The 19,157-nt window shown below is 71.7% G+C and carries 19 protein-coding genes; 14 read left to right on the forward strand and 5 right to left on the reverse strand.

Translation table 11 applies throughout. From position 1 onward, the window contains the following. Positions 1–25 precede the first annotated feature (25 nt). The 5 genes from ACRWNP_RS08345 (at position 26) to ACRWNP_RS08365 (ending at position 3,714) form a co-directional block, all read left to right on the forward strand. Entirely contained in the window at positions 26–2,236 is a 2,211-nt protein-coding gene (locus ACRWNP_RS08345) for an ATP-dependent DNA helicase UvrD2 (protein WP_431960383.1), read from the forward strand. Between the two features lie 164 nt (positions 2,237–2,400). Beyond that, on the forward strand, positions 2,401–2,679 hold the full coding sequence (locus ACRWNP_RS08350) for a hypothetical protein (RefSeq protein ID WP_431960444.1): 279 nt from the start codon (positions 2,401–2,403) through the stop codon (positions 2,677–2,679). Between the two features lie 105 nt (positions 2,680–2,784). Continuing rightward, positions 2,785–3,132, forward strand: a complete 348-nt coding sequence (locus ACRWNP_RS08355; RefSeq protein WP_431960384.1) for a WhiB family transcriptional regulator — start codon at positions 2,785–2,787, stop codon at positions 3,130–3,132. Beyond that, entirely contained in the window at positions 3,129–3,440 is a 312-nt protein-coding gene (locus ACRWNP_RS08360) for a hypothetical protein (protein WP_391577641.1), read from the forward strand. The genes ACRWNP_RS08355 and ACRWNP_RS08360 overlap by 4 nt, the downstream gene beginning before the upstream one ends. A gap of 73 nt (positions 3,441–3,513) precedes the next feature. Further along, on the forward strand, positions 3,514–3,714 hold the full coding sequence (locus ACRWNP_RS08365; protein ID WP_326572546.1) for a hypothetical protein: 201 nt from the start codon (positions 3,514–3,516) through the stop codon (positions 3,712–3,714). 22 nt (positions 3,715–3,736) lie between these two features. On the opposite strand, the gene ACRWNP_RS08370 is transcribed toward ACRWNP_RS08365, so the two are convergent. Next, positions 3,737–5,107, reverse strand: coding sequence for an ABC1 kinase family protein (locus ACRWNP_RS08370; RefSeq protein ID WP_431960385.1), 1,371 nt, complete (start codon positions 5,105–5,107; stop codon positions 3,737–3,739). Positions 5,108–5,178: 71 nt separating this feature from the next. Next, positions 5,179–6,300: a TOMM precursor leader peptide-binding protein gene (locus tag ACRWNP_RS08375; RefSeq protein ID WP_431960445.1), complete on the reverse strand. Its 1,122-nt coding sequence runs from the start codon at positions 6,298–6,300 to the stop codon at positions 5,179–5,181. A gap of 216 nt (positions 6,301–6,516) precedes the next feature. Between ACRWNP_RS08375 and ACRWNP_RS08380 the strand changes: the two genes are divergently transcribed. The 4 genes from ACRWNP_RS08380 to ACRWNP_RS08395 all read left to right on the forward strand — a co-directional run bounded on the left by ACRWNP_RS08380 (position 6,517) and on the right by ACRWNP_RS08395 (position 10,310). Beyond that, the gene (locus ACRWNP_RS08380) at positions 6,517–7,092 is read left to right on the forward strand and encodes a M48 metallopeptidase family protein (RefSeq protein WP_431960386.1); all 576 of its coding nucleotides are present in this window, start codon (positions 6,517–6,519) and stop codon (positions 7,090–7,092) included. A gap of 83 nt (positions 7,093–7,175) precedes the next feature. Further along, a complete protein-coding gene (locus ACRWNP_RS08385; protein ID WP_431960387.1) occupies positions 7,176–8,837 on the forward strand; it encodes a TerD family protein in 1,662 nt (553 codons plus the stop codon). Between the two features lie 12 nt (positions 8,838–8,849). After that, positions 8,850–9,533, forward strand: coding sequence for an AIM24 family protein (locus tag ACRWNP_RS08390; RefSeq protein WP_431960388.1), 684 nt, complete (start codon positions 8,850–8,852; stop codon positions 9,531–9,533). 15 nt (positions 9,534–9,548) lie between these two features. After that, positions 9,549–10,310, forward strand: a complete 762-nt coding sequence (locus ACRWNP_RS08395) for an AIM24 family protein (protein WP_431960389.1) — start codon at positions 9,549–9,551, stop codon at positions 10,308–10,310. A 33-nt stretch (positions 10,311–10,343) separates the two neighbouring features. Here the strand turns inward: ACRWNP_RS08395 and ACRWNP_RS08400 are convergent, their stop codons facing one another. Together ACRWNP_RS08400 and ACRWNP_RS08405 are read right to left on the reverse strand one after the other, a co-directional pair. After that, on the reverse strand, positions 10,344–10,871 hold the full coding sequence (locus tag ACRWNP_RS08400) for an NUDIX hydrolase (protein ID WP_431960390.1): 528 nt from the start codon (positions 10,869–10,871) through the stop codon (positions 10,344–10,346). Next, a complete protein-coding gene (locus ACRWNP_RS08405) occupies positions 10,868–12,313 on the reverse strand; it encodes a zinc-dependent metalloprotease (protein ID WP_431960391.1) in 1,446 nt (481 codons plus the stop codon). Before ACRWNP_RS08405 ends, ACRWNP_RS08400 begins: the two co-directional genes overlap by 4 nt. Before the next feature lie 128 nt (positions 12,314–12,441). Here ACRWNP_RS08405 and ACRWNP_RS08410 point away from each other — a divergent pair, with 128 nt between their 5' ends. The 4 genes from ACRWNP_RS08410 to ACRWNP_RS08425 all read left to right on the forward strand — a co-directional run bounded on the left by ACRWNP_RS08410 (position 12,442) and on the right by ACRWNP_RS08425 (position 15,485). Further along, entirely contained in the window at positions 12,442–13,545 is a 1,104-nt protein-coding gene (locus ACRWNP_RS08410) for an SDR family oxidoreductase (RefSeq protein WP_431960392.1), read from the forward strand. Between the two features lie 59 nt (positions 13,546–13,604). Further along, positions 13,605–14,063, forward strand: coding sequence for a molybdenum cofactor biosynthesis protein MoaE (locus ACRWNP_RS08415; protein WP_431960393.1), 459 nt, complete (start codon positions 13,605–13,607; stop codon positions 14,061–14,063). A 142-nt stretch (positions 14,064–14,205) separates the two neighbouring features. Then, positions 14,206–14,373, forward strand: a complete 168-nt coding sequence (locus ACRWNP_RS08420; RefSeq protein ID WP_179279782.1) for a hypothetical protein — start codon at positions 14,206–14,208, stop codon at positions 14,371–14,373. Positions 14,374–14,417: 44 nt separating this feature from the next. Next, positions 14,418–15,485: a YlbL family protein gene (locus ACRWNP_RS08425; RefSeq protein WP_431960395.1), complete on the forward strand. Its 1,068-nt coding sequence runs from the start codon at positions 14,418–14,420 to the stop codon at positions 15,483–15,485. Between the two features lie 57 nt (positions 15,486–15,542). Here the strand turns inward: ACRWNP_RS08425 and ACRWNP_RS08430 are convergent, their stop codons facing one another. Then, positions 15,543–16,097: a PPA1309 family protein gene (locus ACRWNP_RS08430; RefSeq protein WP_431960396.1), complete on the reverse strand. Its 555-nt coding sequence runs from the start codon at positions 16,095–16,097 to the stop codon at positions 15,543–15,545. Between the two features lie 146 nt (positions 16,098–16,243). Here ACRWNP_RS08430 and ACRWNP_RS08435 point away from each other — a divergent pair, with 146 nt between their 5' ends. After that, entirely contained in the window at positions 16,244–19,138 is a 2,895-nt protein-coding gene (locus tag ACRWNP_RS08435) for a UPF0182 family membrane protein (protein ID WP_431960446.1), read from the forward strand. The last annotated feature ends 19 nt before the right edge of the window (positions 19,139–19,157 follow it).

Genomic DNA, 19,157 nt, shown 5'->3' on the forward strand with positions numbered 1-19,157 from the left:
TCCCGGGACCTGGCAGCATGGCGGGGTGACTGCAGCAACACACTCCCCGCTCTTCCCGGACTTCCCCGCCGTCCCGGACTCGGCGGACGCCGTGCTCGCCGGGCTCGACCCCGAGCAGCGCGCGGTCGCCACCGCCTTGCACGGCCCGGTGTGCGTGCTGGCGGGAGCCGGCACGGGCAAGACGCGCGCGATCACCCACCGGATCGCGTACGGGGTGCGGGCCGGGATACTGCAGCCGGCCAGTGTGCTCGCGGTCACCTTCACCGCCCGTGCGGCGGGGGAGATGCGCGGGCGGCTGCGGCAGCTCGGCGCGGGCGGTGTGCAGGCGCGCACCTTCCATTCCGCGGCGTTGCGCCAGCTGCAGTACTTCTGGCCGCGGGCCGTCGGCGGGGAGATGCCGCGGCTGCTCGAACGCAAGATCCAGCTCGTCGCGGAGGCCGGTGCCCGCTCCCGCATCCGGCTGGACCGCAACGAGCTGCGCGACGTCACCGGCGAGATCGAGTGGGCCAAGGTCACCCAGACCGCCCCCGAGGACTATGCGGCGGCCGCCGCCAAGTCCACCCGGGACGTGCCCCGCGACCCCGCCGAGATCGCCCGGATCTACACGACCTACGAGCAGCTCAAGCGCGACCGCGGCGCGATCGACTTCGAGGACGTGCTGTTGCTCACCGTCGGCGTCCTGGAGGACCGGCCGGACGTCGCCGACGCGGTCCGCTCCCAGTACCAGCACTTCGTCGTCGACGAGTACCAGGACGTCAGCCCGCTGCAGCAGCGCCTGCTGGACCTGTGGCTCGGCGGCCGGGACAGCGTCTGCGTGGTCGGTGACGCCTCGCAGACCATCTACTCCTTCACCGGCGCCACCCCGGAGTTCCTGCTCGGGTTCCGCAGCCGGCACCCGCAGGCCACGGTGGTCAAGCTGGTCCGCGACTACCGTTCCACCCCCCAGGTGGTGCACCTGGCCAACGGGCTGCTGTCCCAGGCCCGGGGCCAGGCCGCCCAGCACCGCCTGGAGCTGGTCTCGCAGCGCGAGGCCGGCCCCGAGCCGGTCTACACCGAGTACCCCGACGAGCCCGCCGAGGCCGAGGGCACCGCCCGGCGGATCCGCGAGCTGATCGACGACGGCGTGCGGCCCAGCGAGATCGCCGTGCTCTACCGGGTGAACGCCCAGTCCGAGGTCTACGAGCAGGCGCTCGCCGACGCCGGTGTGCCCTACCAGCTGCGCGGCGCCGAGCGCTTCTTCGAGCGCCCCGAGGTCCGGGAGGCCGGGATGCTGCTGCGCGGCGCCGCGCGGGCGGGCGGCGGCTCCGACCCGGGCCTGGACGACGCGGACCTGCCCGCGCACGTGCGGGCGGTGCTCGGCAGTCGCGGCTGGTCCACCGAGCCCCCGGCCGGATCGGGCGCGGTCCGTGACCGCTGGGAGTCGCTGGCGGCCCTGGTGCGGCTCGCCGAGGACTTCTCCCGGGCCCGGCCGCAGGCCTCGCTCGCGGACTTCGTCGCCGAGCTGGACGAACGCGCCGGCGCCCAGCACGCCCCGACCGTCGAGGGCGTGACCCTGGCCTCCCTGCACGCGGCCAAGGGCCTGGAGTGGGACGCGGTGTTCCTGGTCGGCCTGACCGAGGGCACCATGCCGATCACCTACGCCAAGACCGACGAGCAGGTCGAGGAGGAGCGCCGGCTGCTCTACGTGGGCGTCACCCGCGCCCGGTTCCACCTCGCCCTGTCGTGGGCGCTGTCCCGCTCGCCCGGGGGGCGCGGCGGCAGGCGGCCCTCGCGCTTCCTGGACGGGCTGCGGCCGGGTTCGGCGGCCCGGGGCAGGGCGGGCGGCCGTTCGGCCGCCGCGGGGGGCGTGGAGCGCGGCTCGGGCGGCAGGAAGCGGCGCGGGCCGGTGCAGTGCCGTGTGTGCGGCCGCACCCTGTCCGACGCGGGCGAGATCAAGCTGATGCGCTGTGAGGACTGCCCCTCCGACATGGACGAGGCGCTGTACGAGCGGCTGCGCGAGTGGCGGGTGGAGCAGGCGAAGGCACTGGGCCAGCCGGCCTACTGCGTCTTCACCGACAAGACGCTGCTGGCGATCGCGGAGGTACGGCCCACCACGGAGGGGGAGTTGTCCGTCATCTCCGGGGTGGGGGCCCGCAAACTGGACAAGTTCGGTGCCGACGTCCTGGCGCTGTGCACGGGTCGGGAGCCCGGCGGTGAGGCCGGTGACGAAGCTGTTGCAGAAGAGCCCGGAAAATAGTTTGCGCGCCCCGAGGAAATCCCCATAGCCTGCGTGAGCGCGGACGGCGCGGCTCTGTGAAGGACCTTCCCGGAGCGGTGCGATCCGTGATGTACTGACCCAGCACCACCTGTCAGACCAGCCCGACGAGACGCCGAGAGGAGGCGAGACCAGTGATCAGCTTCATGACGAAAATGACCGATCGTCCGGTCGTCGCCGCCTGCTCCCTTGGTGCCTCGCTCCGTGGCACCGGTCTGTCCAGCCGCCTGTCCGGCGGTCTGCCCACCACCGCTCTCTCCATTCGGGAGCGCGGCGGCGAGCGACCGACGCAGGCGCCGGCGGTGGCAGTAATGGCTGAGGCTCAGGCCTATGCCTTTGCGGCGACCAATGGTGCCGGAAACCAGAAGCAGCAGCACCCGAAGTGGGCCCTCCGCGGGCTCGAACCCTGGAGTGATCCAGTCTGATCGACGATCAGGCCGGCGCCTTCAGGGCCGCGGAATCCCAGACCGGGATCCGCGGCCCTTCTGTTTTCCCCACCCCCCGACAAACAGATGAGGAACGAAGCGATCGTGCATCTCACCTCGCACGCACCGTCCGTACCCGCCCCAGTTCGCCCGCCTGACCCGGAGGTCCCCTTGCTGCCCCTCACCGAGCTCGACGACGAGATCGACCGCCTCGGCGTCCCCGTCCCGTGCCGGACCTACGACCCGGAGGTCTTCTTCGCCGAGTCCCCGGCCGATGTCGAGTACGCCAAGTCGCTGTGCCAGACCTGCCCGGTCCGCGAGGCCTGCCTCGCCGGTGCGAAGGACCGCCGTGAGCCCTGGGGTGTCTGGGGTGGAGAGCTCTTCGTCCAGGGCGTCGTGGTGCCGCGCAAGCGTCCCCGTGGCCGCCCGCGCAAGAACGCGGTTGTGGCATGAAGCGTCCAGCCGTCGGAACGATCGACCGTCCCCTCACGCACGACCCCAAGAAGCAGGCCCCGATGAACCCGTCCGTCACCGAACGCCCCGCCCCGCCGTCCGACGCTCCCGCTGAGCGTCAGAACAGGAACCTCGAAATGCAACTCATGCCAGAAGCCCTGGCCCGTGCCCATATGCAAGAGCGCCTCTACGAGGCCGAGCACGAACGGATGGCCCTGCGCGTGCTCAACGCCCGGCGCCTGCAGCGCCGCGCCGAACGCGCTTCGCTCCGCGCCCGCCGGGCGCTGGCGATGGCCGTGATGCAGTAGCGCTCGCACATCGGCAACGACACACAACCGCGGGGCCGGTCGATTTCGACCGGCCCCGCGGTATCGTCACGAAGTGGACCAGAAGACTCAATTCGAACGGGTCGGGACTGCTCCCACGACGACGACGTGCGCCCGGTGCGGGGCCGTCGCCGAGGGACTCCCCCTCACCTGGACCTGCTCCGTCGAGAACGGCAGCCGCGTGTACTTCTGCGACGACTGCGCCCGCACCAACATCCGCAGTATCGAGGGCCGGCTGGACTCCTCCTGGTGGTAGGGCCGGCCCGGCCGCCCTGCGCCTAGGCCGAGGCGTCCTCGGTCTCGGGCAGCGGGGCCGGCTCCTCCCCGGAGAAGCCCGGCAGCCACTGGAGCAGCTCGTCCCGCAGCCTGACCGTGGCCGCCAGCTGGCACAGCACCCCGATGGTGCTGAGCGTCACCCGGTGGATGAGCAGGTACGAGGGCGGCAAATTGAGCTGCTTGCCCAGCTGGTGTGCGGGTGAGCGCGGGTCGGCGATCCGCGCCGCCTGCGCGCGCATCCAGCCGCGCGCGAAGGTGAACTCGTCCACCGCCGCGGGCTCGATGATCGGCCGCAGGTAGTCCAGCACGGCGTCGGGGTCGAGTGCGATCGTCGGCTTGACGAAGCCCTCCTGGCGGAGCATGGAGTGCACCGACTCCGCGTCGTCCGCCAGCGCCAGCCGCAGCGCCGTTCCTATCGGCAGCGGCAGACCCTCGGGGAGGCGGTCCACCGTGCCGAAGTCCAGCACACCCAGCCGCCAGCCCTCCGCCGGGCCGTCGTCGACCAGCAGCCGGAAGTTGCCCGGGTGGGGATCGGCGTGGAGCAGCCCGGTGCGGGCCGGACCTGCGAAGAGGAAGTGCGCCAGCAACTGACCCGCGCGGTCGCGCATCTCCGCCGTGCCCCGCGAGATCACCTCCGCCAGCGGCACCCCGTCCATCCACTCCGTGACCAGCACCTGGTTCGTGCGGTGCACCACATCCGGCACCACCACGTCCGGGTCGTCGGCGAACTCCACCGCGTGGGCGTGCTGCGCCTGGGCCTCCAGCTCGTAGTCCAGCTCCTCCGAGACCCGGTCGCGCAGCTCCGAGATCAGCGGCTTGATGTCCATGCCGGGGATGAGCGGCCCGAACAGCTTGGCCACCCGGCCGAGTTGGTTGAGGTCCGACAGCAGGGCGTCCCCCGCGCCGGGGTACTGGACCTTCACCGCGACCTCGCGGCCGTCGTGCCACACGGCCCGGTGCACCTGGCCGATCGAGGCGGCCGCCGCCGGCTGGTCCTCGAACTCGGTGAAGAACTCGCGCCAGTCCTCGCCGAGGCGCTCGGCCAGCACGGCGTGCACGGTGCGCGCGGGCATCGGCGGCGCCGCGTCCTGCAGCTTGGTGAGGGCGGCGCGGTAGGGGCCCGCGACCTCCTCGGGCAGGGCTGCCTCGAAGACCGACAGGGCCTGCCCGAACTTCATGGCACCGCCCTTCAGCTCGCCGAGGACCTTGAAGAGCTGTTCGGCCGTCCGCTCCTGCAACTCGACGGCGACCTCTTCCGCGGGGCGCCCGCCGAGCCGCTTGCCCAGTCCCAGTGTCGCCCGCCCGGCGAATCCCAGTGGGAGCGCCGCCAACTTGGCGGTGCGGGTCACCGCTTTGCGCGGAAGATCAGACATGCGCCCCCTCTTTCCCGATCGGTCACGTCGTCATTGTCCCCCGCCCCTCCCGAAGCATGGCACCGACCGTGTCACAAACCTCCGGCGTCGTCGGTCGCTCCGGCAGCCGCGGCGTGCGCACCGCACCCGCATCTGCGGTCCCCGGGCACCGGCCGCACGTCCGTCGTCAGCCGGGCGAGGCCCATCTCGACGCGACCGCCGCAGCTCGGCGGCCGGCCACCGTCGACGAAGGCCAGGGCGTGGGCCGCGGCGAGCCCCGCGACCATGGTCGCCAGCGCGACGTCGCAGGCGGGGACCCCGCCCCGGCCGGAACGCAGCTGCGCCAGCACCCTGGGCCAGGCCGCGTCGGCGTCCGCCATCCGCAGCCCCAGGCATCCCGCGCACCCCGTACTCCCCGGCACCACCAGGGGACCCACCACCCCCCGGCCTTCCAGCACCCCCGCGTACAGATGGGGGATCCCGGCGGCCATCAGCGGCTCGGCCTCCTGCGCGTCGGGGGCGTAGGCGGCCAGGCCGTCGCGCGGCGCGACCACCACCAGCGACAGCGCGGGCTCCGGCGCAGCGGACGGCCCCCGGCGGCCCACGGCCGACGCGCGCGGATCGGGTGCCGCCCTGCGCACCAGCCCGCGCGCCGCCGCGTCCCGGCGCTCGCCGATGTGCTCGGCGGGGATGCCGCCCGGCGCGGTGTCCCAGGGCTCGACCCGGCCGCCGTCGCGCACGTCGACCCGGCCCACCCCCGCCGCGGACAGGACCGCCGCGAGCGTGGCGCCGACCCGGCCCGCCCCGGCCACCCGCACCCGTGCGGCCCGCCGCCGGCCCATCCGGTCCGCCGCACCGCCGGGGTCGGAGTGCACCACGGACAGTGCCGCCAGGTCGGGGCGGAGCCGGTCCAGCGCGGCCGAGTGGTGCCGTATCGTCTCGGAGAGCTCGGCGTGCGCCGTCGCGTCGTCCAGCACACCGCCCTCGGCCAGCAGCCCGAGCAGCCGCCGGGCCTGCGGGGGCCGCAGCCCCAGCGATTCGGCCTCGCGGGCGAGCGGACCGAGTCCGCGCGTACCGTCGAGCAGGTCGAGGAAGGCGGCGGCCGCGCCGTCCACCGGGTCCAGGACGACCGCGTGCGCGGGGTCGACGCCGAATTGCAGACTTTCCCGGCTGCGCCAACTGCGGCGCATCGCCGGCTTGAGCATGGGACGCATCGCCACCCCCGTGGGCTCAGTTCCCGATCGAGAGATCGTTCCGATTCCGTGTCAGCCCAGCATGCCCGGAATCCGCGGACGGGCCGTGAAAGTTATCCACAGGTCCTGCGAATGATCACTCGATATGACCGCCACCCGGCATCTTCCCGCCCCCCTTTTTCACCCGGGACCCCCGGGGGCGGGACTTCCCGGACCCGGTGCGGGTAACGTCGGGGCGTGTCCGCCGACCCCGCCCAGAGCCTTTCCGGCCAGCCCCCGCGCGCCCCCCGGACCAGCGCGGTGGAAGTGCGCCGAAGCGCCCGACGACGCCGGACGGTCTCGGCGTACCGTGAGGGCGACGTCACCGTGGTCCTCATCCCCGCCCGGATGTCCGTCGCCGAGGAGAAGCGCTGGGTCACGGTCATGCTCGACAAGCTCGCCGCCCAGGAGAGCCGCCGCCGGCTCGGCGACGACGAGCTGGCCGCCCGTGCCGCGCAACTGTCCGCGCAGTACCTCGGTGGCCGCGCGATACCGCGAAGCGTGCGCTGGGTCACCAACCAGAACTCCCGCTGGGGCTCGTGCACACCGGCCGAGGGCAGCATCCGCCTGTCCCACCGGCTCCAGGGCATGCCCGAGTACGTCGTCGACTATGTGCTCCTCCATGAACTCACCCACCTCCTGGTGCCCGGCCACGGTCCGGACTTCTGGAAGCTGCTGGAGTCCTACCCCCGCACCGAACGCGCGCGCGGGTACCTCGAGGGCGTCGTCGCCGCGGCCCGCCTGCCGCACCCGCCCACGGCACGCGAGGAATAACAGGGGAATAGCCCCTGTCACGGCCAGCGGTTAGCCTGGCGCAACGCAACAAGTACGTACGGATGGGGGGACGGTCCTTAGCAATGGCCAGGGAATTCCAGCGCGGCCACAAGGCCAAGATCAGTGACCTGACCGCAGGGACGGATCTGTACATCGGCGTACAGATCAGCGGCCCCGGTCTCGGCTTCGACATCAGCTGCTTCGGGCTGGACGCCGGGGAACAGCTCTCCGACGACCGGTACTTCATCTTCTACAACCAGCCCAAGTCGCCCGAGGAGGCGATCCAGCAACTGGGGGCGCAGGCCGGGGACACCGAGTCCTTCCGGGTGACGCTGGACCGGATCCCCGCGCAGATCCAGAAGCTGAGCTTCACGGCGACGATCGACGGCGCCGGGCAGATGTCGCAGATCGGCCCGGGCTACGTCAGGATCGTCGCCGGGGGCGAGGAGGTCGCCCGCTACTCCTTCACGGGCGGCGAGTTCAGCACCGAACGCGCGGTCATGCTCGCCGACCTCTACCTCAAGGACGTCTGGCGCTTCGCCGCCGTCGGCCAGGGCTTCGACGGCGGACTGGACGCCCTGCTGAAGAACTTCGGCGGCGAGGTCGCCGAGGAGCAGCAGACCGCGCAGCAGACCGCCGCGGCACCGGGCTTCGCGCCTCCGGCGGGCCCCGCGCCCGGCTTCGCGGCCCCGGCGGCCTCCGCTCCGCCCTCCCCGCCGCAGCCCGCACCGGCCTTCGGCGCTCCGCCCTCCCCGGCTCCGGCCCCCACTCCGGCCCCCGCGCCCGTGCACGCCGCCCCCACCATGGGAGCGCCGATGACCGCGCCGCCGCAGGCGCCCCCCGGCCAGCCGCCGTTCGGCCAGGTCCCGCCGCCGCAGGCCCCTCCGGGTCAGGTTCCCGGCCAGATGCCAGGCCAGCCGCCCTTCGGCCAGCCCCCGTTCAACCAGCCCGCGCCGGGCCAGGCGCCGTACGGCCAGCCCGTCCCCGGCCAGCCGATGCCGGGTCAGGGCATGCCCGGCCAGCCCGCCTTCGGCCAGCCGCCGCAGGCCCCGCACGCCGGCCAGATCCCGCAGACCCCGGGCGCCGGTCTGGCGGCCGCGATGCAGAAGTACCGCGAGCTGCCCACCGGACAGCGCTGGACCCAGCAGAACCCGAAGCTGATGCGCGCCGACCTCGCGCAGGCCGGCGGCCAGCCCGTGCTCGCTCGCCAGGGCAGCATGGTGCTGTACCAGGGCAAGGTCGAGTTCGGCTACAAGGGCGCCGGTTTCACCGGGCGCATCGTCGGCAACATGACCGGCCAGGAGATGCAGCTGATGCGCTGCACCGGCCGCGGCCAGGTCTTCTTCGCCGAGGAAGCGTCCTACCTGCACCCGATCGAGCTCCAGGGGGACGCCATCTGCGTCTCCGCCGAGAACGTGCTCGCCTTCGACGAGTCCCTCCAGCACGAGGTGCGCCGCATCGAGGGCCACGGCATCCCGGGCGGCGCCCTGTTCACCATGCAGTTCCAGGGCACGGGCACGGTCGTGGTCAAGACCCACGGCACCCCGGTGGTGCTGCCGGTCACCCCGACCACATACGCCGACAGCAACGCGATCGTCGCCTGGTCGGCGGCCTCGCAGGTGGTGCTTTCCAGCCAGGTGCGGCTGCGCAGGAACGCCTACCCGGGACACAGCGGGGAGACCGTGAACCTCCAGTTCCGGGGCGCCCCCGGCAACTTCATCATCGTCCAGCCGTACGAGGTCTGAGGGGAGCCCGTCATGGACCAGTCACTGATCTCCGGGTACGCCCCGGCACCGGTCACCGCCCGCATGGAGAACCACGGCAGCAGCATGCTGAAGGTGGCCATGAGCAGCGGTCAGGACCTTTACGCGCGCACCGGCTCGATGGTCGCCTACGAGGGCTTCGTCCAGTACGAGCCCAACCCGCCCGCCGTGCGCCAGATGGCCTCGCAGTGGCTCACCGGCGAGGGCGCACCGATCATGAAGTGCTCCGGCGACGGACTGCTCTACCTCGCCGACTACGGAGCCGACGTCGTCTGCGTGTACCTCAACAACGAGGCGCTGTCGGTCAACGGCAGCAATCTGCTCGCCTTCGACGCCCATCTGCAGTGGGGCGTGGAGCGGGTGAAGGGCCTGGCCAAGTTCGCCGGCCAGGGCCTGTTCAACGTCGGGATCTCGGGCACCGGATGGGTGGCCGTCACCTCGCGCGGCACCCCGGTCGTGGTCGACTGCGGCCGCGGCGAGGACGAGACCTATGTCGACCCGGACGCGCTCGTGGCCTGGTCGAGCGGGCTGAAGACGAAGGCGAAACGCAGCTTCAAGGCGTCGGCCCTCATCGGGCGCGGCAGCGGTGAGGCGTTCCAGATCGGCTTCTCCGGTCAGGGCTTCGTCGTCGTACAGCCCAGTGAGGACAGCACCGACCGCCTCCGAGTCCGGGGCTGAGGGGGAGCAGACACCATGCAGAGCCCGCTTTTCGGCTACACCGAGGTCCAGACCGAGGACCAGTACGCACTCCAGAACCCCTATCTGCTGCGGGTCAAGCTCGACGGCCGTACCGACTGCCTGGCCCGCAAGGGCGCGATGGTCGCCTACCAGGGCCTGATCGAGTTCGACGGCGAGTACCAGAGCCACGCCCAGCGCAACGCCCGTCGACGCACCGGTGAGGGCCTGGACCTGATGCGCTGCTCCGGGCAGGGAACCGTCTACCTCGCCAACCTCGCCCAGCACATCCACGTCGTCGACGTGGATCAGGAGGGCCTGACCGTGGACGGCGCCTATGTGCTGGCGCTCGACTCCGGGCTGCACTGGGAGGTCATCTCCGTCGACAGCCAGTTCGGCATCTCCGGCAGCGGCGCCTACAACCTCAACATCTCGGGGCACGGCAAGGTCGCGCTGATGACCTCGGGCAAGCCGCTGCTGATGCCGGTCACCCCGGACAAGTACGTCTCCGCCGACTCCGACGCGGTCGTCGCGTGGTCGTCCTCGCTCCGGGTGCAGATGCAGGCGCAGACCAGTTCTTCGGGCGTCTGGCGGCGGCGCGGCAACACCGGCGAGGGCTGGGAGCTCAACTTCCTCGGCCAGGGCTACGTCCTGGTGCAGCCCAGCGAACTGATGCCGCCGCAGAACGCCCAGCTCGGCGGCGGCGTCGCCGCCCAGTACGGCTTCGGCCAGCAGGGCGCGCACGGCATGAACCAGGGCAACATCTTCAGCAACCGCTGAGCGCCCGCCGCCGGTCCCGCCCCGCGCGCCGCCTCAGAGCAGCGCGCGGGTGCGGGCCAGCAGCGTCCGGACGGAACCGTCCGCGACGTCGGCGACCTCCTCGTAGGTGAACCACTTCAGGTCGAGCGACTCCTCGCTGATCTCCGCCACCGCGTCGGGCGGCGCGACGGCCGCGTACTGCACGTCGAGGTGCCAGGCGCACGGCGTCGGGTGCCGGTCGAGGTTGACCGGCCCGGGACGCAGCAGGGTCAGTCCGCGGATGCCCGACTCCTCGACGCCTTCGCGCAGTGCGGCGGCGGCCAGCGAGGTGTCCTCCGGCTCGCAGTGACCGCCCATCTGCAGCCACATCCCGAGCTTCTTGTGCAGGGTCAGCAGCACCCGGCCGTGCTCCGGGTCCACCACCAGGGCGCTGCCCGTGATGTGTCCCTCGGCGCAGGACTTCCACATACCGTCCGGGTGCGCCTCCAGGTGGGCCAGGTAGGTCTCACGGAGCCGTTCCTGTCCCTTGTCGGGCGCGGACCAGTCCTTCAGGACGCGTACGGCGTCGTCGTGCAGGCTCACTTCTCGTCGTCGCCCTTGCCCTCGTCGGTGCCGTCGGGCTTGTCCCCGTCCCGCCGGACGTCCTGCGCAGGGCCGCCTGCGGCCTCGCCGAGGATCTTGTCGAGCTCGGAGAAGTCCAGCTGCTCGCGGTGGACGAAGCCGTCGGGGTCGTCCAGGTCGGCGGCGGTCGGCAGCATGTCGGGGTGGGCCCACAGCCCGTCGCGCCCGTCGACGCCGCGCGCGTCGGTGAGCGAGGCCCACAGCCGGGAGGCGTCCCGCAGCCGGCGGGGCCGCAGCTCCAGGCCGATCAGCGTGGCGAAGGTCTGCTCCGCGGGTCCGCCGCTCGCCCGGCGCCGCCGCAGCGTCTCGCGCAGCGCCCCGGCCGACGGCAGGTGCGGGGCGGCCGCCGCGTGCACGACCGCGTCCACCCAGCCCTCGACGAGGGCGAGTGCCGTCTCCAGACGGGCCAGCGCCGCCTTCTGCGCCGGGGTGTCCTCGGGCTGGAACATGCCCTGCTGCAGGGCGTCCTGGAGCGCCTCGGGGTTCGCCGGGTCGAGCTGGCCGACCGCGTCCTCCAGCTTCGCGGTGTCCACCTTGATACCGCGGGCGTACCCCTCGACGGCGCCGAACAGGTGTGCCCGCAGCCACGGCACGTGAGCGAACAGCCGCTGGTGCGCCGCCTCGCGCAGCGCCAGGTAGAGCCGGACCTCGTCCTGCGGCACGCTCAGGCCCTCGCCGAAGACCTCCACGTTGACGGGGAGCAGCGCGGCCTTGCCGGCCGGGCCGAGCGGCAGGCCGATGTCGGTCGAGCCCACGACCTCACCCGCCAGGGTGCCCAGCGCCTGCCCGATCTGCGTGCCGAACATCGCGCCGCCCATGGAGCGCATCATGCCGAGCAGCGGGCCGGCCATGGCCTGCATCTCCTCGGGCAGCACATCGCCCATCGCCGTGCCGACGCGCTCGGCGACCGGGTCGACCAGCTCCTTCCACACCGGCAGCGTCGCCTCGACCCACTCGGCGCGGCTCCACGCCACGGCCGAGCCGGCGCCGGAGGGCATCGACGTCACGCCGTCGAGCCACAGGTCCGCCAGCCGCAGCGCCTCCTGGACCTTCGCCCGGTCCGCGGGGCCCACGCTGGCGTCCTTCGAACCCCCGGGGGTGCCCTGGGCCACCGTCTGCCGGGCGATGTCCTTGGCCATGTCCCAGTTCACCGGGCCGCCCTCGTACGAGAGCATCTGCCCCAGCTGCTGGAAGGCCGCGCCCAGGTCGTTGGGGTTCAGCGAACCGAACATGGCGGCGAAGGGGTTGTCCCCGCCGGGGCCACCGAAGGGATTCCCGCCGCCGAAACCGAAGGGACCGGCCGGGCCCCGGGAGCCGCCGCCGGAACCGCCCGGCTTCTTGCCGTCGTCCCCTTCCTCGGGCTCCTCGGGAGGGACTCCGAATCCGAATGGGATGTCGCTCACGGTTTCCTCGGCTCTGTGTGTTGTGGGCTGTACCTCCAGCCTAGACACCCGTCAGGCAGGATGGCTGCGTACGGACCGCGGTTGCGGACCGCGCACCCGGTACCAGAGACAACCGTGGGAGACACCTGGTGAGTTCCCCAGAACCGACCGTTCGCCCAGAGCGGAGCGGCGGCAGGGCCCACGCCGGACCTGTGGTCGCCGTCACCGGCGCCGCCTCCGGTGTCGGCCTGCGGCTGGCCCTGCGGCTGGCCGAATCCGACCAGGTCAAGAAGGTCGTGGCGATCGACGAACGCCGCGGTGACGTCCCCGGCGCCCAGTGGGCGGTGCTCGACGTACGGGACCCGGCGATCGCCGAGCGGCTGCGCGGCGTGGACGTCGTCGTCCACCTCGCGCTCGACCTGGACCTGGAGTCCGACCCCAAGGCGCGCAGCGCCTTCAACGTGCGCGGCACGCAGACGGTGCTCACCGCGGCGGCCGCCGCGGGCGTGCGGCGTGTGGTGCTGTGCACCTCGGCCATGGTCTACGGCGCCCAACCGGACAACGACATCCCGCTCGCCGAGGACGCGCCGCTGCGCGCGACCGCGGAGGCGTCCTTCGTGGGCGACCTGCTGGAGATCGAGCGGCTCGGCAAGCGCGCCCCGCGCGCCCACCCCGGCCTCAATGTGACGGTCCTGCGCCCGGCCGTGCTGGTCGGCGGCACCGACACCGCGCTCACCCGCTACTTCGAGTCGCCGCGACTTCTGGTGGTGGGCGGCAGCCGCCCCTGCTGGCAGTTCTGCCACGTGGAGGACCTGGTGACGGCACTGGAGCACGCGGCGCTGGAGAAGGTCGACGGCGAGATGGCCGTGGGGTGCGACGGCTGGCTGGAGCAGGAGGAGGTCGAGGAGCTCTCGGGGATCCGCCGCATGGAACTGCCGCCCGCGGTGGCGCTCGGCGCGGCCTCCCGGCTGCACCGGCTCGGGCTGACCCCCTCCCCGGCGGGCGACCTGGCGTACACGATGCACCCGTGGGTGGTCAGCGGCAGCCGGCTGCACGAGTCGGGCTGGCGGCCGAAGTGGACCAACGAGGAGGTGCTGGCCGTCCTGCTGGAGGAGGTCGCCGGCCGCAACTCCGTCGTCGGGCGGCGCCTGGGGCGCAAGGACGCGGCCACGCTCGGCGCGGCGGGTGCGACGGTCGCCCTGGTGGGCACGGCGGCTATGGTGCGGCGGGCGCGCAGACGCCGCGGTGTCTGAGCGTCGTCACGCGAACTCGCTCCGGAACGGGGTTTTCGCATGGCGGGAGATGGGGCAGCATGAGCGGCATGGCACAGACGAACGACGAACCCCTCCGGCTCATCGCGATCCGGGACACGGAACTGTCCGTGGACGAGGTCTTCCGCGCCGTCGGGCACGACTCCGCAGGAGGCACCGCGCTGTTCGTCGGCACGGTACGTGACCACGACGGTCCCTCGGACGCCGGGGTGACCGGGCTCGGCTACTCCGCGCACCCGAGCGCGGAGGCCGAACTGCGGCGGGTCGCGGAGAAGGTCGCCGCGGACTTCCCGGTCAAGGCGCTGGCCGCCGTCCACCGGGTGGGCGAACTGCGGGTCGGCGACCTCGCGGTCGTCGTCGCCGTCTCCTGCCCGCACCGGGCCGAGGCCTTCGCCGCCTGCCGGCGGCTGATCGACGACCTCAAGCGCGAGGTTCCCATCTGGAAGCACCAGGCCTTCGCCGACGGGACCGAGGAGTGGGTCGGCGCCTGCGCCCACTGACCTCCGCGCCCGGTTCCCACCGGCCTGCCCACTGGGTGGCCCACCTGCGGTTGCGTAACCTGCGACCCGCTCTGAACGTTGTAGCAGCAGAAGATTAGTCTGCTCATAGTTCTTGATCGGCATGCGCGTCCAGGAGGCCGAAGTGGCAGCGCTCGCATGGTTGCTCATCCCGCTGGTCGCCGCGATCGCCGCGGCCGTCTGGGGAAGCTGGGCGGCGCGTACGCGCTCCACCGGGGACGGCGCCTCGCTCGCGGACTACGAGCGCTTCCGCGAGGCCATGCAGCGCACCGGATCGGGCGGACCGGCCTGAGGCCCCACGGGGCGGCTGGCGGCTCCGTACCGTACTGTCGTTCCATGCCACGCCGCACCGCGACGCTGCTCGCATCAACCCTGACCTTGATAGCGCTGCTGTGCGGCGCGCTCCTGTGGCCCGTCCCGTACGCGGAGATGTCGCCGGGTCCGACGGTGAACACGCTCGGGTCGCACGACGGGGCTCCGGTGCTGCAGATCTCGGGGCACAAGACGTACCCGACCAGCGGTCATCTCAACATGACCACGGTGCGGGTGACGAGCGCGGACTACTCGATGAACCTGGTCGAGGCGGTCGTCGGCTGGCTGGCGCACGACCAGAAGGTCGTCGAGCACGACACGCTCTACCCCAAGGGGCAGACGGCCGAGCAGGCCGACCAGGAGAACGCCGAGGAGTTCACCCAGTCCCAGGACAGCGCGAAGGTCGCGGCGCTCGACGAGCTCGGCATACCCGTCGGGTCCCGCGTGATCGTCGCCGCCGTGGTCAAGGGCGCCCCCGCCGAGGGCGAGCTGCACGCCGGCGACATGATCAAGGCCGTGGACGGCCGGCCGGTCAAGGCGGCGGGTGACGTCGCGGAGCTGGTCACCAAGCACCAGCCGGGGCAGAAGGTGGTCTTCACCGTCGTGCCCAAGGGCGCGAAGGGCGACGCCACCCAGGACGTGACGATCACGACCGCGAAGTCGGACGACGGCGGCGAGGCCAGGGCGGTCGTGGGCATCCAGGCCGGCGTCGAGCACACCTTCCCGTTCAAGATCGACATCAAGCTGGCGGACGTCGGCGGCCCGAGCGCCGGCCTGATGTTCGCGCTGGGCATCGTCGACAAGCTCACCCCGGAGGACCTCACCGGCGGCAAGTTCGTCGCGGGCACCGGCACGATCGACGACGAGGGCAAGGTCGGCCCCATCGGCGGGATAGACATGAAGACCATCGGCGCGCGGCAGAAGGGCGCCGAGTACTTCCTGACCCCCGCGGACAACTGCGCGGAGGCGGCGGCCGACACCCCGAGCGGCCTCACCCTGGTGAAGGTGAAGACCATCGACGACGCCCTGGACGCGCTCGAGGACATCCGCGAGGGCAGGACATCGGCGCTGCCCTCCTGCACCACGGGCTGAGCCCGGACGCATCCGTACGGCCGAACGGCCCCGGGGACTTCCCCGGGGCCGTCGGCGTCAGTCCTCGAAGGTCGCCGCCAGGGCCTCGGCGAGCCCCGGCACCAGCCCGGAGCCGGTCAGTACCTCGGTGGGGGAGTCCTTCTCTCGCAGCCGCACCGCCGACTCCCGGGACCCGTCCCGCAGCACGCCCACGGTCATGCGGACCTCCTGACGGTCGGGGTGCTCGGCGACCCATCGGGCCAGCGCGGCGTCGTCCAGCCCCTGCGGGATGGACTCCTCCGCGGACGGCGGCAGCATCAGCCGCTCCACGGTGAGCGCGCAGCCGCTGACGACGTCGGGCCAGGCGATGGTGGCGAGGAACTCGTCCAGCGCGGCACCCGGCGGCAGCTCGTCCTGCTCGATCGGGGTCAGCCCCGCGGCTGCCTCGGCGCCGAGGCCGAGCTCCTCGGCCAGTTTCGGCTCCTGCGCGCGCAGCGCCGCGGTGTCGACGAGGGCGAACAGCCGGGCGGGCTGGTCCCAGCCCAGGCCGGAGGCGTAGCCGTCGATTTCCAGGACGGCACGGGTGAGCGGGTTCGCGGCGAGCGGCGCACCCTCGGACGTGATGTTGGACATGCTCAATATCCTGCCTGTTCTGTGACCCGCATCCCCAATCGGGAGCCTTGGGGAACTGAGTAAACGCTGAGTAAGTTGCATCAGTGGGCGCCGGGACGGCGTCCGACGGAGACCGACACTTCGAGGTGCGCACCTTGGTATTCCAGATGCCGGACCGTGGCGGGGGTCCGCACGGGCCACGGATCAGAGTGGGCCGCCCTTCGCGGCGGGCCCGGACACTGCTCATGACCTTGGGCGTACTGGCCGTGCTGGCCATGGCCTTCGTCATGTTCTCGGGCTTCTGGACCGACTGGCTCTGGTACCGCTCCGTCCACTATTCCTCGGTGTTCACCACCACGCTGTGGACCAAGATCGGCCTGTTCTTCGTCTTCGGTCTGCTGATGGCCGCGGCCGTGGGCGTCAACGTGTACCTCGCGCACCGGCTCCGGCCGCCACTGAGCGCGATGTCGGTGGAACAGCAGAGCCTCGACCGCTACCGGATGGGCATCGCCCCCTACAAGAAGTGGGTGCTGCTCACCGTCTGCGCGCTCGTGGGGCTGATCGCCGGGGCGTCCGCCTCCAGCCAGTGGCGCACATGGCTGCTGTGGACGAACTCGACGTCGTTCGGCACCAAGGACCCGCAGTTCCATGTGGACATCGCCTTCTACGCCTTCGACCTGCCCTGGTACCGCTTCCTGCTGAGCTTCGGCTTCGCGGCGGTCGTGCTGTCGCTCCTGGCGGCGGCGCTGGTGCACTACCTGTACGGCGGCCTGCGGCTCACCTCCCCGGGCGGCCGGGCGACGGCGGCGGCGACCGGGCACCTGTCGGTGCTGCTGGGCCTGTTCGTCACCCTGAAGGCGGTCGCGTACTGGCTGGACCGCTACTCACTGGCGGTGAAGTCCGGCAACCTCAGGTCGGGCGACTGGACGGGCCTGCGCTACGTCGACGCCAACGCCTACCTGCCGGCCAAGACGATCCTGTTCGCCATCGCCATCATCTGCGCGCTGCTGTTCTTCGCCACCCTGTGGCGGCGGACCTGGTCGCTGCCGCTGATCGGCTTCGGCCTGATGGTGCTGTCGGCGATCCTGATCGGCGGCCTGTACCCGGCGATCGTGCAGAAGTTCCAGGTGCAGCCCAACGAGGCCGCCAAGGAGCAGCCGTACATCCAGAAGAACATCGACGCCACGCGTGAGGCGTACGGCATCGCGGGTACCGAGGGGTCCTCCTACACCGGCACCAACCCGGTCGACGACGGCAACCGGCAGCAGCTGCGGGCGGCCTCGGACACCACCGCGTCCATCCGGCTGCTCGACCCCAACGTGGTCTCCCCGACGTTCCAGCAGCTGCAGAAGGTGAAGGGCTACTACGCCTTCCCCTCCACGCTCGACGTCGACCGGTACACGTTGGACGGCAAGGAGCAGGACACCGTGGTCGGCCTCCGCGAGCTGAACCTCGCGGGCATCCCGCAGCACAGCTGGATCAACGACCACTTCAAGTACACCCACGGCTACGGCGTGGTCGCCGCGAAGGGCACCACCGCGACCGAGGGCGGCGAGAAGACCGGCGGCGAGCCGGTGTTCACCGAGTACGACCTGCCCACCAAGGGCATGCTCGGACGGTACGAGCAGCGGATCTACTACGGCGAGGAGACCAAGCAGTGGTCCATCGTCGGCGACAAGACCACCCCGGAGATCGACTACACCAACGACTACGGTGAGAGGACCTACACCTACACCGGCAACAGCGGCGTCGCGCTGAAGAACCCTGTGACCCGGCTCGCGTACGCGGTGTCCTTCGGTGAGCCGCAGATCTTCTACTCCGGCGCCGTCGGCGACGACTCCCGCATCCTGTACAACCGCACCCCCAAGGAGCGGGTCGAGGCGGTCGCGCCCTGGCTGACGATCGACGGGGACTCGTACCCGGCGGTGGTCGACCACCGCGTGGTGTGGATCGTCGACGCTTACACGACGAGCAACGGCTACCCGTACTCCTCGCGCACCACGCTCGGCGACACCACCGCGGACTCGCTGACCGACGGGCAGCGCGCGGTGCTGGCCCAGCAGAACCAGGTCAACTACATCCGCAACTCGGTGAAGGCGACCGTGGACGCCTTCACCGGCCGTGTGACGCTGTACCAGTGGGATTCGAAGGACCCGGTGCTGAAGACCTGGATGAAGGCCTTCCCGAACACGGTGCAGCCGAAGAGCAAGATCAGTGACGATCTGATGGCGCATCTGCGCTACCCGCAGGACCTGTTCAAGGTGCAGCGCCAGCTGCTGACGCGCTACCACGTCACCAAGGCGTCGACCTTCTACAGCGGCAGCGAGGTGTGGCAGGTCCCCAACGACCCCGCCGCCAAGACGGGCAAGGCGGTGCCGCCGTACTACCTGAGCCTGCGGATGCCGGAGCAGAGCGGCCAGACATTCTCGCTGACGTCCACGTACACGCTCAACCGGCGTGACAACCTGGGCGCCTTCATGGCCGTCAACGCGGACGCCACAAGCAAGGACTACGGCACGATCCGGTTGCTCACCCTGCCGTCCAACACCCAGGTGTACGGACCACAGCAGGTGCAGGCCCAGTTCAACTCCGACCCGGCCGTGGCGGAGAAGATCAAGCTGCTCAGCGGCGGCGGCGGTTCGACGATCGAGTACGGCAACCTGCTGACCATCCCGCTGGAGGGCGGACTGCTCTACGTGGAGCCCGTCTACCTGCGTGGCGCCGACCTCAACTACCCGCTGCTGAAGAAGGTGCTGGTCTGGTACGGCGGGCGGGTCGAGTTCGAGGACACCCTCGGCGAGGCGCTCAACGCGCTCTTCGGCACCGCCTCGGGCGGCACCACGCCGCCACCGGCGACGGGCGGGGGCGGGGGCACCGAGCCGCCGGCCGCCGGCAACCCGACGGTCGCCCAGGCCCTTGAGGACGCCCAGGAGGCGTACGACGCGGGCCAGAAGGCGCTCAAGGAGGGCGACTGGGGTGCCTACGGCCAGGCGCAGAAGGATCTGGCCGACGCGCTGAAGCGGGCCCAGAAGGCGGAGCAGCAGGCACAGAAGACGGGCTGAGGGAGTCCACCCCGCGTCG

The sequence above is a fragment of the Actinacidiphila sp. bgisy160 genome (assembly GCF_965342435.1).
Taxonomy (GTDB): domain Bacteria; phylum Actinomycetota; class Actinomycetes; order Streptomycetales; family Streptomycetaceae; genus Actinacidiphila.

Excerpts from the sequence above, each read along its gene's own strand:
- ACRWNP_RS08395 (WP_431960389.1), top strand. The coding sequence starts at position 9,549 with ATGCAGAGCCCGCTTTTCGGCTACACCGAGGTCCAGACCGAGGACCAG.
- ACRWNP_RS08435 (WP_431960446.1), top strand. The coding sequence starts at position 16,244 with ATGCCGGACCGTGGCGGGGGTCCGCACGGGCCACGGATCAGAGTGGGC.
- ACRWNP_RS08360 (WP_391577641.1), top strand. The coding sequence starts at position 3,129 with ATGAAGCGTCCAGCCGTCGGAACGATCGACCGTCCCCTCACGCACGAC.
- ACRWNP_RS08415 (WP_431960393.1), top strand. The coding sequence starts at position 13,605 with ATGAGCGGCATGGCACAGACGAACGACGAACCCCTCCGGCTCATCGCG.
- ACRWNP_RS08430 (WP_431960396.1), bottom strand. The coding sequence starts at position 16,097 with ATGTCCAACATCACGTCCGAGGGTGCGCCGCTCGCCGCGAACCCGCTC.
- ACRWNP_RS08375 (WP_431960445.1), bottom strand. The coding sequence starts at position 6,300 with ATGCGTCCCATGCTCAAGCCGGCGATGCGCCGCAGTTGGCGCAGCCGG.
- ACRWNP_RS08370 (WP_431960385.1), bottom strand. The coding sequence starts at position 5,107 with ATGTCTGATCTTCCGCGCAAAGCGGTGACCCGCACCGCCAAGTTGGCG.
- ACRWNP_RS08425 (WP_431960395.1), top strand. The coding sequence starts at position 14,418 with ATGCCACGCCGCACCGCGACGCTGCTCGCATCAACCCTGACCTTGATA.
- ACRWNP_RS08350 (WP_431960444.1), top strand. The coding sequence starts at position 2,401 with ATGACGAAAATGACCGATCGTCCGGTCGTCGCCGCCTGCTCCCTTGGT.
- ACRWNP_RS08385 (WP_431960387.1), top strand. The coding sequence starts at position 7,176 with ATGGCCAGGGAATTCCAGCGCGGCCACAAGGCCAAGATCAGTGACCTG.
- ACRWNP_RS08390 (WP_431960388.1), top strand. The coding sequence starts at position 8,850 with ATGGACCAGTCACTGATCTCCGGGTACGCCCCGGCACCGGTCACCGCC.